The organism is Streptomyces sp. NPDC093225, assembly GCF_044753805.1.
Classification (GTDB): domain Bacteria; phylum Actinomycetota; class Actinomycetes; order Streptomycetales; family Streptomycetaceae; genus Streptomyces.
In genome coordinates this window covers 53,375-66,244 of the sequence record NZ_JBIVNX010000012.1, presented here as the reverse complement: position 1 = coordinate 66,244, position 12,870 = coordinate 53,375, and the positions used below count along the sequence as shown (strand labels likewise).

14 protein-coding genes are annotated in these 12,870 nt (G+C 73.7%); 6 read left to right on the top strand and 8 right to left on the bottom strand.

The annotated features are described in order from the left end of the window. Nucleotides 1–84: 84 nt before the first annotated feature. Entirely contained in the window at nucleotides 85–651 is a 567-nt protein-coding gene (def, locus tag ACIQCH_RS13855; RefSeq protein ID WP_402580890.1) for a peptide deformylase, read from the top strand. Nucleotides 652–664: 13 nt separating this feature from the next. Here def and ACIQCH_RS13850 read toward each other — a convergent pair whose 3' ends face one another. Beyond that, nucleotides 665–1,333: a TetR family transcriptional regulator gene (locus tag ACIQCH_RS13850; RefSeq protein WP_402580889.1), complete on the bottom strand. Its 669-nt coding sequence runs from the start codon at nucleotides 1,331–1,333 to the stop codon at nucleotides 665–667. A 195-nt stretch (nucleotides 1,334–1,528) separates the two neighbouring features. On the opposite strand from ACIQCH_RS13850, the gene ACIQCH_RS13845 reads away from it, so the two are divergent. Beyond that, nucleotides 1,529–2,755 carry an acyl-CoA dehydrogenase family protein gene (locus tag ACIQCH_RS13845; protein WP_402580888.1) on the top strand — a complete coding sequence of 409 codons (1,227 nt, stop codon included), beginning with the start codon at nucleotides 1,529–1,531 and terminating at the stop codon, nucleotides 2,753–2,755. A gap of 70 nt (nucleotides 2,756–2,825) precedes the next feature. On the opposite strand, the gene ACIQCH_RS13840 is transcribed toward ACIQCH_RS13845, so the two are convergent. After that, nucleotides 2,826–3,275 (bottom strand): SRPBCC family protein, encoded by a 450-nt coding sequence (locus tag ACIQCH_RS13840; RefSeq protein ID WP_402580887.1) that lies wholly within the window; start codon nucleotides 3,273–3,275, stop codon nucleotides 2,826–2,828. Between the two features lie 161 nt (nucleotides 3,276–3,436). Between ACIQCH_RS13840 and ACIQCH_RS13835 the strand changes: the two genes are divergently transcribed. After that, nucleotides 3,437–3,628 (top strand): DUF5999 family protein, encoded by a 192-nt coding sequence (locus ACIQCH_RS13835; protein ID WP_402580997.1) that lies wholly within the window; start codon nucleotides 3,437–3,439, stop codon nucleotides 3,626–3,628. A gap of 169 nt (nucleotides 3,629–3,797) precedes the next feature. On the opposite strand, the gene ACIQCH_RS13830 is transcribed toward ACIQCH_RS13835, so the two are convergent. From ACIQCH_RS13830 to ACIQCH_RS13810, 5 genes are all read right to left on the bottom strand, one after another. Continuing rightward, nucleotides 3,798–4,217, bottom strand: coding sequence for a hypothetical protein (locus ACIQCH_RS13830; protein ID WP_402580886.1), 420 nt, complete (start codon nucleotides 4,215–4,217; stop codon nucleotides 3,798–3,800). A 99-nt stretch (nucleotides 4,218–4,316) separates the two neighbouring features. Further along, on the bottom strand, nucleotides 4,317–6,347 hold the full coding sequence (locus ACIQCH_RS13825; RefSeq protein ID WP_402580885.1) for an ATP-binding protein: 2,031 nt from the start codon (nucleotides 6,345–6,347) through the stop codon (nucleotides 4,317–4,319). 79 nt (nucleotides 6,348–6,426) lie between these two features. Next, nucleotides 6,427–7,398, bottom strand: a complete 972-nt coding sequence (locus tag ACIQCH_RS13820) for a fibronectin type III domain-containing protein (RefSeq protein WP_402580884.1) — start codon at nucleotides 7,396–7,398, stop codon at nucleotides 6,427–6,429. Between the two features lie 198 nt (nucleotides 7,399–7,596). Next, nucleotides 7,597–7,875 carry a hypothetical protein gene (locus tag ACIQCH_RS13815; protein ID WP_402580883.1) on the bottom strand — a complete coding sequence of 93 codons (279 nt, stop codon included), beginning with the start codon at nucleotides 7,873–7,875 and terminating at the stop codon, nucleotides 7,597–7,599. Further along, nucleotides 7,872–8,375: a nuclear transport factor 2 family protein gene (locus ACIQCH_RS13810; protein WP_402580882.1), complete on the bottom strand. Its 504-nt coding sequence runs from the start codon at nucleotides 8,373–8,375 to the stop codon at nucleotides 7,872–7,874. The genes ACIQCH_RS13815 and ACIQCH_RS13810 overlap by 4 nt, the downstream gene beginning before the upstream one ends. A gap of 127 nt (nucleotides 8,376–8,502) precedes the next feature. Here ACIQCH_RS13810 and ACIQCH_RS13805 point away from each other — a divergent pair, with 127 nt between their 5' ends. The 3 genes from ACIQCH_RS13805 to ACIQCH_RS13795 all read left to right on the top strand — a co-directional run bounded on the left by ACIQCH_RS13805 (nucleotide 8,503) and on the right by ACIQCH_RS13795 (nucleotide 11,518). Then, nucleotides 8,503–9,405 (top strand): LysR family transcriptional regulator, encoded by a 903-nt coding sequence (locus tag ACIQCH_RS13805; RefSeq protein ID WP_402580881.1) that lies wholly within the window; start codon nucleotides 8,503–8,505, stop codon nucleotides 9,403–9,405. A 193-nt stretch (nucleotides 9,406–9,598) separates the two neighbouring features. Further along, nucleotides 9,599–9,793 (top strand): hypothetical protein, encoded by a 195-nt coding sequence (locus ACIQCH_RS13800; protein WP_030200220.1) that lies wholly within the window; start codon nucleotides 9,599–9,601, stop codon nucleotides 9,791–9,793. Between the two features lie 138 nt (nucleotides 9,794–9,931). Continuing rightward, nucleotides 9,932–11,518, top strand: a complete 1,587-nt coding sequence (locus ACIQCH_RS13795; protein ID WP_402580880.1) for a hypothetical protein — start codon at nucleotides 9,932–9,934, stop codon at nucleotides 11,516–11,518. Between the two features lie 83 nt (nucleotides 11,519–11,601). Here the strand turns inward: ACIQCH_RS13795 and ACIQCH_RS13790 are convergent, their stop codons facing one another. Next, nucleotides 11,602–12,852, bottom strand: a complete 1,251-nt coding sequence (locus tag ACIQCH_RS13790) for a serine hydrolase domain-containing protein (protein WP_402580879.1) — start codon at nucleotides 12,850–12,852, stop codon at nucleotides 11,602–11,604. Nucleotides 12,853–12,870: the final 18 nt, after the last annotated feature.

Sequence of the window (12,870 nt, the reverse complement as noted above, 5' to 3'; positions counted from 1 at the left end):
CTCAGCCTATCCAGAACCGGCCTGGGCCCTGACCAGGCGCCCAGGTGGATCCCTCATATATTCGCCCGACGTACCCTTACGGCCATGCGACAGCGCCCGATCCCCGGCAATTCCGGTCTCGTCCGCACCATGACCCTGCTGGGCGACCCGGTGCTCCACGCCCCCTGCGCGGAGGTCACGGAGTTCGGCCCGGACCTCGACCGGCTGGTCGAGGACATGTTCGCGACGATGTACGCGGCCCAGGGCGTGGGCCTCGCCGCCAACCAGGTCGGCGTCGGGCAGCGGGTGTTCGTCTACGACTGCCCGGACGACGAGGACGTCCGGCACGTCGGGCACGTGGTGAACCCACGGCTCGTCGAGGCCGACGGGTACGAGGTCACCGGCCCCGAGGGCTGCCTGTCCCTGCCCGGTCTGGAGGCCGGTACGACCCGGTTCGACCGGGCCGTGGTCGAGGGCGTGGACCGCGAGGGCCGGCCGGTGCGCGTCGAGGGTACCGGGTTCTTCGCGCGCTGCCTGCAGCACGAGTGCGACCACCTCGACGGCACGGTGTACGTCGACCGGCTCGCGGGCCTGAGGCTGCGCCGGGCGAAGCGGGGGATCCGCAAGGCGCCGTGGGGACAGCGGGAGCAGGCGCGCGCCTACACGGCGTAGCCGGCGTACGGGATCAGAAGCCCGGGCCGCCCTCGAGGACGCCCGCGGTGGACAGGTGGCCCCACAGCAGGTCCGTGAGGTCGGTCACCAGCTCCGCGCGGGTGCAGGGGCGCTCGCCCAGCCACCAGTCGCCGGCCGCGTGGAGCATGCCGACGATCCCGTGGCCCCAGACCCGGGCCAGCCGGTCGCCGGCCGGGCCGAGGTCCACGCGCTCGGCGATCACCTGGGCGAGCTCCTCGCCCAGCCGGCGCAGCAGCGGCGCCGAGTGCCGGCCCACGTCGAAGCCGCGGTCGGTGGGCTGGGAGTCCTCGGCGGGGTGCATGAGGAAGCGGTACACCTGCGGGCGGGCCTCGATGGCCGCGAGGTAGGTGTCGAGGGTGGACTCGACGCGGTGCCGGCGGTCGGTCGGGGCGTCCAGCGCGGCCCGCAGCGAGGCGAGCAGCGCGTCCGTGTGCCGGACGGCCAGGGCCTGGTACAGGCCCGCCTTGTCACCGAAGTGGCGGTAGAGGATCGGCTTGGTGATGCCGGCCTCGGCGGCGATGGCGTTCATGGAGGCCTTCGGGCCGTCGCGCAGGACGACCCGGTCGGCGGCCTCCAGCAGCTGGCGGCGCCTGCGGTCGGCGGTGCTCAGCCGCTCGTCCTCGTGGTCGGCCTGGTGGTCGGCCTGCTGCGTGGTCTCCATGACGTGCTCTCTCCCCGCCCGTGCGATTGCGTGACGCAGGCGCAACGTAACACCACGCACACCCCCCGAGCCGAATCGGTGGCAGTGGTTGACATGTCCTACTGACGAGTAACACACTGCCGTTACCGCAGGTAACAAGCCGCGGTTACCGCAAGTAAGGCACTATGCGGACAAGGCTACAGCCGGGAGGGGAACATGGCGGAGTTCACCATGGAGCTCAGTGACGAGCAGAAGGAGGTGCGCGACTGGCTCCACGGCTTCGCCGCCGACGTGATCCGCCCCGCGGCCGCGGAGTGGGACGAGCGCGAGGAGACCCCCTGGCCCGTCATCCAGGAGGCCGCCAAGGTCGGCATCTACTCGCTCGACTTCTACGCCCAGCAGTTCTTCGACCCCACGGGCCTCGGCATCCCGATGGCCATGGAGGAGCTCTTCTGGGGCGACGCCGGCATCGCGCTGTCCATCGTCGGCACCGGCCTGGCCGCCATCGGCGTCGTGGCGAACGGCACCGAGGAGCAGATCGGCACCTGGATCCCCCAGATGTACGGCACCCCGGACGACGTCAAGGTGGCCGCCTTCTGCTCCTCCGAGCCGGACGCGGGCTCCGACGTCGGATCGATGCGCACCCGCGCCGTGTACGACCAGGCGAAGGACGAGTGGGTCCTCAACGGCACCAAGACGTGGGCGACCAACGGCGGCATCGCCAACGTCCACATCGTCGTGGCCGTGGTCGACCCCGGGCTCGGCACCAAGGGCCACGCCTCGTTCATCATCCCGCCGAACACCCCCGGCCTGTCCCAGGGGCAGAAGTTCAAGAAGCACGGCATCCGCGCCTCGCACACCGCCGAGGTCGTGCTCGAGGACGTGCGGGTGCCCGGCTCCTGCCTGCTCGGCGGCAAGGAGAAGCTCGACGAGCGCCTCGCCCGCGCCCGCGAGCGGGCCAAGGCCGGCGGCGAGCGCGTGAAGAACGCCGCGATGGCCACCTTCGAGGCCTCCCGGCCCGCCGTCGGCGCCATGGCCGTGGGCACCGCCCGGGCCGCCTACGAGGTCGCCCTCGACTACGCCAAGACCCGCACCCAGTTCGGCCGCCCGATCATCGACAACCAGGGCATCGCCTTCCAGCTCGCCGACATGCGCACCCAGATCGACGCGGCGCGGCTGCTGGTCTGGCGCGCCTCCTGGATGGCGAGCACCGGCAAGCCGTTCACCTCGGCCGAGGGCTCGATGTCCAAGCTGTACGCGAGCGAGGTCGCCAAGAAGGTCACCGCCCAGGCCGTCCAGATCCTCGGCGGCAACGGCTACACCCGCGAGTACCCGGTCGAGCGGATGCACCGCGACAGCGCCATCTACACGATCTTCGAGGGCACGAGCGAGATCCAGCGGCTGGTGATCGCCCGCACCCTCTCCGGCATGCCGATCCGATAGCCGGAGCCGTACGCCCACGGGGCCGGCCCCCACCGCCCGCAGTGGCGGGACGGGGGCCGGCCCCGCCGCGTCAGCGGGCCTCCCGCAGCAGCCCGGCCAGGGCCCGTGCGAACAGGAACCGGCCCGCCGCGGCCGTCAGCGGGTCCATGGCACGCGGCAGGCCGCGCACCCGCAGCTCCTCCCGCCACCGCACCTCGCTGCCGCCGCGGCCGTCCGGCGCCGGCCGCACCTCGATCTCGGCCCAGCCCGACACCACCCGGCCGTGCTTGACCAGCCGGCAGTGCCCGGGCCGGCCGTCCGCCGGCGGCCGCCAGGCGACCACTTCCATCGGGTCGTCGAAGCCGACCGGCCCCAGGCCCGTGCGGGCCGTGAACCGGGTGCCCACGCGCGTGGGCGGGGCCGTGGCCACCGTCGTACGGGTCAGCGGGACCTGCGCGCCGTGCCGTTCCCAGTCCGTCACTCTGCGCCACGCCTCAAGAAGCGGTACATCGGCGGTGTGCACGATCTGCATAACGGACATGTACTGATCGTAAAACCCCTTCCGGTACCTGAGATGAATGTCGAATATGGGTTCCATCCGGTACCGGCGGTCGGTAATACTTCCGGCCACCGTGGACGGCGGCTCGGACCGGCAACGACCGCCCGGCCCTCCGCCGCCGCAGCGCGAGGAGGTGCGCCATGTTGTGTTCCCACCATCCGATGTGCCCGAGTGCCGACAGCGCCGATCGTGACGCCGCCCGCACCGTGGCCTCCCATCCGGAACAGGGCTGGAGCCTGCTCTGCAACGGCGTGGTGCTCTTCGACGACACCGGTGAACAACTTCCCGACGGGCGCGTGGTCGAGCCGCGCCGCCCCGTCCTGCTCCGAGCCTGAACAGGGGGAGACCATGCGCCAGACCCTGATCCGCAAGCCCGCCCCGCGCCCCGCGCCCCGCGACCTGGACCTGCGTACGCCGTCGGGCAGAACCCTCCCGTACTGACGGGAGCCCGCTGCCGGGGGAGCCCGCGCCCGAGGGGCGCGGGCTCGACCCGAGGGGACCGGCCTACCGGTCCGGAGACCGTACCCACGGAGCGAAACGCTGACCGGGTACCGCGTCCTCGCGCCAGTAGCGCAGGACGTTCTCCTGCACGATGTCGAGTCTCGCTGCGGCGACGAGGCACGAGACCGGCTCCCGACCGCCCGCGTCGGCCTCGAAGGCGACCACGACGGGCGGCTCCTCGCCGAGCTGGCGGGTGATCCTCAGGAGCTCGTCCGCCGTCGGCGCGCGGAAGGCCGGATCGTAGAACACGGACGGGCAGCTGACGAACATCGCATCGACGAAGACCAGCTCCAGGCCGTGGTGGTACGCCAGGTCGTACCCGGCGGCGAGCGTGAGCCCTCCGGCGTTCCAGACGACGACGTCCCAGTCCCACCAGGACCCCTCGGGGAGCCGGATCGCGGCGTGCGCTCCTTCGGTGTCCACCCGCGGCCTCCCGTCCCGTTCGAACAGATCGACAGGCTACACAGCGGCCGTGGAGTGCGGCTCCACGAACGGGGGACCCGAGGTGTCCGGGGCGCGGGCTCAGCCCACCTGCGGCCGTGACTCCGCCCCGCCGTGGAAGGCCTTCTCGTACGCCTCGTCGCCGATGGCCGCCCGGGCCTGCCGCTCGCCCGCGTCGCGCAGCGCCAGCAGGGAGGGCGAGCCCATCTGGGGCCGGCCCACCGTGCGCCACCAGGCGTGCCCGGTGCCGAGCAGCCGCGCCGCCAGCTCCCCGTCGCCCTGCGCCGCCACGGCGGCCCCGAGCAGGTCCAGGCCGAGGGCGATCCCGAAGCTGTCGTGCAGCAGCCGCTTGCCCGAGAGCATGGCGCGGACGTGCCGGGCCGCCTCGCCGGGCCGTCCCAGCCCCAGCGCCGCCACCGCCAGGACGTAGTCGGCGTACGCGCGCAGCCAGTAGTCGCCGATCGCCGCACAGGCGTCCCGCAACTCCGCCGCCTCCGCCGTGGCCTCCTCGTAGCGGCCCTGGTCGGACAGGGCGTACGCGGCCACCAGCTGGCACAGCAGCCGGCCCAGCCCGTACGGCCGGCCCGCGTGCGCCGACCGGGCCCGTCCGTCGGTCAGGGCGAGCGCCCGGACCGCGTCCCCCGGCATCAGCACCGACACGCCCACCAGGTACGTCGCCCGCAGCCGCGTCTCGGGATCGGCGGACCCCTCCGCCGCCCGGACGCACTGCTCGCCCCGCGCCAGACTGGTGGTCAGGTCCCCCTGGAGCAGGGCGGTCAGCCCGAGGGCCCACACGCCCTGCCGGTGCGCCGGGTCGTCGGCGGGCACGGCGGCCAGCGCGCGCTCCAGGAAGCCGCGGCCCTCGCTGAGGTGCCCGCAGCAGAACCAGAAGAACCACAGGTTCCCGGCCATCTCGAGGGCGGTGCGCGGATCGGAGCCGAGCAGGTGTTCCAGCGCCGTGCGCAGCTCCATGTGGTCGGCGCTGGTGCGGCGGTACCAGTCGAGCTGCTCGGGCCCGAGCCAGCCCGCGTCGGCCTGCCGGGCCAGGGCCGCGTACCAGTGGGCGTGGCGGTCGGCGACCACCGCCTCCTCGCCGAGCTCGCCGAGCCACTGGCGGCCGTACTCGCGGATGGTGTCGAGCATCCGGTAGCGCTCGCGCGCGCCTTCGACGGTGCGGCGGACCACCGACTTGCCGGCCAGGCCCGCCAGGACCCGCTCCACGCGGGCAGCGGGCAGCGGGCCGCCGGCGCAGACGGCCCGGGCGGCGGCGAGGTCGAAGTCCCCGGCGAAGACCGACAGCCGGGCCCACAGCAGCCGCTCCAGCGGCTCGCACAGCTCGTGGCTCCAGCCGATCGCGGTGCGCAGGGTGCGGTGCCGGGGCGGCCGGCCGGCCGCGCGCGGATCGGCGAGCACCTCGAAGCGGGTCTCCAGGCGCGCGGCGACCTGCTCCAGGGTGAGCAGGTCCAGGCGCGCGCCGGCGAGTTCGAGGGCGAGCGGCAGGCCGTCGAGACGGCGGCAGACCTCCACGGCGGTGGCCGCGCGCCCCGGGTCGGCGAAGGCCGCGGCGAGCTGGGGCGTGGCGGCCAGGGCGCGCTCGCGGAAGAGCACGACGGCGTCGCTGTCGGCGTCCCCGACGGGCAGCGGGCGCACCTCGCGGACGGTCTCGCCGTAGCAGCCCAGCGGCTGGCGGCTGGTGACCAGAACGGTCAGGCCCGGTGCCGCCTGGAGGAGTTCGCCGACCAGATGGCGACAGGACTCGACCAGGTGCTCGCAGGTGTCGAGCACCAGGAGGACGTCCCGCTCGGCGCACCACTCGCACAGGCTCTCGTCGAGGCTGCGGCCGGACAGTTCGCCCAGGCCCAGGGCGTGGGCCACGGTGGCGGAGAGCAGGGCGGGGTCGCGCAGCGGGGACAGTTCGATCCACCAGGCGCCGTCCGGGTGGTCGGTACGGGCGGCCGCGCGGGCCGCGCGCAGGGCGAGCCGGGATTTCCCGACGCCGCCCACGCCGGTGAGGGTGACCAGCCGACTCTCCCTCAAGAGGGCCTTCAGCAGACCCAGTTCCTCGTCCCGCCCGACAAAGCTCGCCGTCTCCGGCGGCAGGTTCCCCAGCACGGCGTCAGATTCTGTCTCAAAGGCCCGGTCCGGCAAGTCCAGGTGATCGTTGTTGATCGAATAGTCATCGAGCGGGTGGTCAGTTTGATCCCGTGGATACGAGCGTGACCGATCGTTCGGGAGAGAAGCCGCCCCAGTCGCCGTCGGGCAGCCGGGCTCGAAGTTTCACGGTCCAGACCGTGCCGGCGGGCCCGGTGGCGTCGAGGCGGTGGACGGTGCGGCCGACGGGCACCGCGTCGGCGCCCCACTGGACGACCGTGGTCGGACGCCCGTTCACCCAGAGCTCGTACGCGCGGGGCCGGTGGGCCGGGTCCGGCCAGGTCCAGGAGAGCTCGACCGTTCCCGGAGCGGCCGTGGCCAGGAAGTCCACCGGGACCGTGCCGCCGGTGTCGGGCGCCGCGGGGGTGGTGAGGCGGGCGGTGGGGCTGTCGGGGGACGAGTTCTCGGCGGCGTCGCGGGCCCTGACGGTGAACACGTACGCGGTGTGCGGGCGCAGCCCCGTCAGGCGCGTGCCGGTCTCGCGGCCGCCTGCGGTGTGGACGCGGACCCCGCCCTGGTAGACGTCGTACGCCGTGACGCCGGTGTCGTCGCGGGCCGTGGCCCAGACCAGGTGTACGGTGCGGCCGTCCTCGGCGCGGACGGTGAGGCGGGCCGGAGCGCTGGGGGCGAGGACGTCGCGTGCCGCCCGGGCGGCGGTGGTCACCCGGGCCGCGCCGGTGGGGTCCGAGAGGTTCCCGGCCGCGTCGCGGGCCCGGACGGTGAAGGCGTAGCGGGTGGCGGGGGAGAGGCCGTCGACGTCCACCATGGTCCTCGCGGCGGGGAGTTCGCGCACCAGGACCCCGTCGCGGAAGACCTGGTACGCGGTGACGCCCGCGCGCGGGTCGGCGGCGTCCCACATCACGTGCGCCGAGGTGGCGCTCCCGGACTCGGCCGTGAGCCCGGCGGGGGAGGGCGGCGGATCGGTGTCCGCGCCCGGACCGCCGCAGGCGGTCAGCGGGACGGAGCAGAGGAGGCAGCACAGGACCAGGACCGGGCCGACGGTGCGTCGCACGGCCGCCCTCCTTCCCTCGCGAGTTCCCCGTCGAGTGACTCCGAGCTCCCGTCGAGCTCCTCCCGAGACCGGGGTCAAAGGTCTAGACATATATGACACGAGGGTCGTGGGCACATCAAGACCCTGCGGGCGCCGCTCCGTCGCGGAGCGGCGTCGCGCGCCGCGGTCGCCGGGGGCCGCCGACGCCGCCGTGTCCGGTCACGTCCTGTTCGACGGCGATCGATGGTGCAGGAGCGGTCGGGACGCCCGGCCCCGGTGGCCGCGGCCCCGACCCGCCACCGCCAGGCCCAGACGGGCGTAGCAGGGCAGGACCAGGTACACCACCACCGGCACCACCAGCGCCGTGAGCACCAGGGAGCGCAGGGGCAGGGGGAGCCCGGCCAGGGCCGGCCCCAGTACCGCCAGCACCGCGGTGATGACCGGGTACACGGCCAGCCAGGTCAGCAGGGCCCGGCGGTGCGCGCCCGGGGCGCTCACGGGGCGGCCGGGAGGCCGAGGGCGGGGTCGCCGGTGTACGCGCGGGCGAGGCCGAGGGAGTCCTCGAAGATGTCGTAGGCGGTGATCCGGCCGTCGGCGACGGTGAAGACCATGACGAAGGTGTCGTCCAGGATCTGCCGGGAGGCCGTGAAGCGGTAGGCGAAGCGGCCGGGGATGACGACCTTCGTGCCGGGCCCGACGGGTCCGGCGGGCACCTCGGTCATGCCGTGCACCTCGAACGCGAGGGGCTCGCTGGCGGCGAACAGCTCCGTGAAGAAGTCCCGCAGGGCGTCGTGGCCCTGCCGGACCCCGACCCACGGCACGATCCGCGGGTCGCCGGGGACCGTCCAGACCGCGTCCGGGGCCACGTGGGACAGTGCCCGGTCGACGTCGCGGGCGCCGAAGGCGTCGAAGTAGGCGTTCACGACGGCGGTCGCGGCGGTGGTCGTCGTGCTCGCGGCGGTCGCTGTGGTCGTGGCGGTCGCTGTGGTCGTGCTCATGGGTCCCTCCCCGGTGGTCGTCCCCCCGGGCGGGCCGCCCGGGGACGTCTCCACCTTCCGCCACGATCCGGCCCCGGACGCCCGAAGGGCATGCCGGTCTATACGATCCATGCCCGGGAGGCATGGAATGGACATGGAACTCCGGCTGCTCGGCTACGTCGTCGCGGTCGCGGAAGAGGGCACGGTCAGCGGCGCCGCCCGGCGCCTCAACCTGACCCAGCCCACCCTCAGCCGACAGCTCCGCGACCTCGAACGACGCCTGGGCACCGAGCTGTTCGTCCGGACCGGGCGCGGCCTCACCGCAACCCCGGCCGGCCTGGCGCTCGCCCAGCGGGCCCGCGCCGTGCTCGCCGGGGCCGAGGCGGCCCTCGAGGACGTGCGCAGGGCCGCGCAGGGGCGGACCGGGCGGCTCACCGTCGCGTTCGCCGGCTCCGGCATCAACGGCCCGCTGGGCGCCGCGCTCGGCACGGTCCGCACCCGACTCCCCGACGTCGACCTCCGGCTCATCGAGAGCTTCGACGACGAGGAGATGTCGCGGGGCGTCCTCGACGGCACGTACGACGTCGCGGTCCAGCGCCTGCCCCTGGCGGACAACCGGCTGCGCACGCAGCCCTGGTGGCGCGAGCCGCTCACCCTCTTCCTCCCCGACCAGCACCGGCTGGCCCGCGGCCGCCGGCCACTTCCGCCGGTGCCGGCCCACGTCCTCGGCGAGGTGCCCCTGGTGCTGTGGCCGCGGGAGGTCTCGCCCCGCTCGTACGACGAGGTCATCGCCCTCGCCCAACGAGCCGGCGTCAGCCCGCTGGTCGCCGCCGAGGGACGCAGCGTCCCCACGGTCCTGGCGCTGGTCGCGGCGGGCTTCGGTGCGGCCGTGCTGGCCGACTCCATGCGGGTGCTGCGCCGCGTCGGCGTGACACCGCGCCCCATCGCCGACACGGTCACGACGCTGCACCTGGTCCGGCACGCCGAACGGCAGTCGGCGCTCCTCGACCGCTTCCTCGACCTGCTCAGGGCCCCCGCGTCCGGGGGCTGAGGCGGGCCCCGCCGGCGGGCGCCGCGCCCGTCACCCTCGGTCAACCACCCGGACGGCCGACACGTCGTTCCCCCGTCGGGCCGCGCGACTGCGCCACGATGTGGGCCGAATGCCGCATCCTCCGGGCCCGGCCGCACGGGCCGGACACGCCCGGATCCCCTCCTCTGTGGCCGATGCGGCGTAGGAGGTTCCGATGGCCGTTTCCATCTCCGTGATCCTGCTGCTCCTCATCCTCGCGGTGATCTTCGTGCGCAGCGGCGGGCTGAAGTTCTCCCACGCGCTCGTGTGCCTGCTGCTCGGCTTCTACCTGGCGAGCAGCAGCATCGCGCCCACCATCCACGACGGCCTGTCCGCGACCGCGGACGTCGTGGGCAGCCTGCGGCCCTGAGGCCGGCAACTCCTGTTCACGACACCCGTGTTGCGCGTTCGTGAATCATGACTCGCCGGTATGGATTCCTCGGGCAACGAGTTCTACCGTCGGGCGGCGGCGCGACCCCGTACGCCCGAAAGACGGAGGAATTCCCGGATGTTCCGAAGAGCGCTGAACTGCGCCGTGGTGCCGGCCCTGGCGGTCGCCGCGGCCCTGACGGGGGCGGTCCCGGCCCATGCCGACGGGATACCCAACGCCCCCGGCCACCGCCTCGTCAGCCAGTACGACGGGGCGCCCGCGACGGCGGCCCCCGTCCCCGGCCAGGCCCCGCCGCAGCACCCCTTCCTCGCGCCCAACGGACGCAGCGGCATGCACGCCGACGCGGCCGGCAGCGCCACCTACCCCTGGTCCGGGCCGCTGGGCCGGAACCCGCGGGTGACCAGCAGGAAGATCGCCGCCCTCGGCGGCGAGTGCGCCACCGCCACGTTCGACTCCGGCGGCCGCCTCGTCACCGTCTGCGGCACCTTCGCGGGCTTCGAGGTGAAGCTCCTCGACCCGCGCACGCTCGACACCCTCGCCGAGTACGCGCTGCCGCAACGGTCCTCGACCGTCGAGGCCGTCACCCGCCTCGACTTCTCGAAGATCTTCAAGGACACCTCGGGCGGCGCGTACTTCTACCTCGACGACCAGGACCGGGCCGTCCTCGCCGACTCCCGCCAGCACGTCCTGCGCCTGGCCCACTCGCAGGACCCCGACGGCACCTGGAAGTTCACCGTCGCGGACGACTGGGACCTGACCGGGGTCGTCCCGCACGACTGCATCGGCTGGACCAACCTGTGGCCCAGTGGCACCTGCGACCCCGTCACCTCCGTGATGCCGGACTGGCAGGGCCGGATCTGGTGGGTGACCCGGCTCGGCCGGGTCGGCACCGTCGACCCCCGCACCTCCGCGATCCGCTCCGTGCAGCTGACGGGCGAGGAGATCCAGAACTCCTTCTCGGTGGCCGAGGACGGCGTATCCGTCGTCACCGACCACGCCCTCTACAGCTTCGCCACCACCGCCGACGGCACCCCGCGCGTCCAGTGGCGGCAGACGTACGACCGCGGCACCGGCACCAAGCCCGGCTCGGTCAACCAGGGTTCGGGCACCACCCCGGACCTGTTCGGCGACCCCGCCGCGCCCGGCGGCGGCTACGTGGCGATCACCGACAACGCCGACGACCGCATGAACGTCCTCGTCTTCCGCCGCGGTACGGACGTCGCCGACGCCGACCGCCCGGTGTGCCGGGTCCCGGTCTTCGGCGCCGGGGCGTCCACCACCGACAACTCCCTGATCAGCTGGGGCAACAGCCTCGTCGTCGAGAACAACTACGGCTACGAGAACATCACCAGCCTGCTGTTCGGCAGGAGCGTGACCGGCGGCGTCACCCGCATCGACGTCCGCCCCGACGGCAGCGGCTGCGACACCGTGTGGGAGAGCGCGGTCCGCTCCCCGTCCACCGTGCCGAAGCTGTCCACCGCCAACGGGCTGCTCTACTTCTACGAGAAGGAGCCCAACGTCTGGGGCATCGACGCCTGGTACCTGACCGCCGTCGACTTCCGCACCGGTGAGCGGCGCTGGCGCCGGCTGACCGGCACGGGCCCCCTGTACGACAACAACTGGGCCCCGATCACGCTCGGCCCGGACGGCACCGCCTACGTCGGCGTCTTCAACGGCATCGTGGCGGTCCGCGACGACGGCTGAAGCCGGCCCGGCGACGGCCGGCACCGGCCCGCGGTACGGGCGCCCGGACGGGGCGCCCGTACCGCGGGGACGCGGCGGAGGCGTCAGCGGCGCTCGGGCAGGTCGGCCTCGGCCGGGGCGACCGTGAAGCCGCGCCGGGCCACCGACGGGGCCGTCTTCTTGCCGCAGAACGCGGCCTCCAGCGTGCCGCCCAGGGCGGTGTTGGCCGCGCCCCGGTTGGAGGTGTTCGCCATGGCGCTCAGGCTCCGCTCGCCGTCGCGCGTGGTGAAGGCGTACGAGTAGAAGCCCTGCACGGTTCCGGTGTGGCCGAACACCTGGGTCCCGCACGACAGGTTGTACCGGCGCAGGCCCAGCCCGTAGAAGCGGGTGTTGGTGGCGTCGGTCGGGGTCACCGTGGTCATGGCGTCGAGCAGGTCGGCGCTCAGCAGCTTCCCCTTGAGCAGGCTGGACATGAAGGTGCTCAGGTCCGCCTCGGTGGAGATCATCGCGCCCGCCGACTGGGCCCAGGAGACGGTCTGCTCGGTCGAGTCGACCAGCGGTGCGCCCTCTTCGTCCGGGTGCAGGTAGCCGTTCACGTGCCGGCCCTTGATGGCCGTGTCCGGGTGGACGTACGAGGTGTGCGACAGCCGCAGGGGCTTGATGATGCGGCGCTCGTACTCCTTGGCCACGGGGCGGCCGGTGACCTTCTCGATGATCATGCCGACCACGACGAAGTTGGTGTTCGAGTACGAGTACGCCGCACCCGGCTGGGTGGTGCGCGGCTCGGCCAGCGAGAGGTTCACCAGCTCCTGGTACGTGAACACCCGGTTGCGGACCGCCTCGAAGCCGGGGACGGTGTTCGCGAACATCGCGTTGGTGTAGTCGGACAGGCCGCTGCGGTGCGTGAGCAGGTGGCGGACGGTGATGCGGTCGTCGGGGAGCAGCCCCGGGACGTAGGTGTTCACCGGGTCGTCCAGCTTCACCTTGCCCTCGCCCACCAGCTGCAGGAGGACGACGCTGGAGAAGGTCTTGGTGATGCTGCCGACGCGGAACCGCGCGTTGCGGTCCATCGCGGCGCCGGTGACGCGGTTCTGCACGCCCTCGCGGCGGAACTCCACCCCGTCCGGGCCGGTGAAGCGGGCCATGGCGCCCGGGGCGCCGGCGGCCAGGGTGTTGCGCAGGGCCTGCGAGACACCGTCCATGTCGGGGGCCGGGGCGGCCGGGGCGGTGGCGGTACGGGCGGGCAGGGCCGGCCGTCCCCCGGCGGCCGGGGCGGCGGTGGCGGGGGCGGCCGCGGCGACGACGGTGAGCACGGCGGCACCGAGGGCGAGGCGTCGGTCGATCGACAGGCGCACGGGTCTCCTCAACTGGTC

What these genes read in the sequence shown, in the direction of transcription:
- def (WP_402580890.1), top strand. Translation starts at nt 85, where the DNA reads ATGCGACAGCGCCCGATCCCCGGCAATTCCGGTCTCGTCCGCACCATG.
- ACIQCH_RS13850 (WP_402580889.1), bottom strand. Translation starts at nt 1,333, where the DNA reads ATGGAGACCACGCAGCAGGCCGACCACCAGGCCGACCACGAGGACGAG.
- ACIQCH_RS13845 (WP_402580888.1), top strand. Translation starts at nt 1,529, where the DNA reads ATGGCGGAGTTCACCATGGAGCTCAGTGACGAGCAGAAGGAGGTGCGC.
- ACIQCH_RS13840 (WP_402580887.1), bottom strand. Translation starts at nt 3,275, where the DNA reads ATGTCCGTTATGCAGATCGTGCACACCGCCGATGTACCGCTTCTTGAG.
- ACIQCH_RS13810 (WP_402580882.1), bottom strand. Translation starts at nt 8,375, where the DNA reads ATGAGCACGACCACAGCGACCGCCACGACCACAGCGACCGCCGCGAGC.
- ACIQCH_RS13805 (WP_402580881.1), top strand. Translation starts at nt 8,503, where the DNA reads ATGGACATGGAACTCCGGCTGCTCGGCTACGTCGTCGCGGTCGCGGAA.
- ACIQCH_RS13800 (WP_030200220.1), top strand. Translation starts at nt 9,599, where the DNA reads ATGGCCGTTTCCATCTCCGTGATCCTGCTGCTCCTCATCCTCGCGGTG.
- ACIQCH_RS13795 (WP_402580880.1), top strand. Translation starts at nt 9,932, where the DNA reads ATGTTCCGAAGAGCGCTGAACTGCGCCGTGGTGCCGGCCCTGGCGGTC.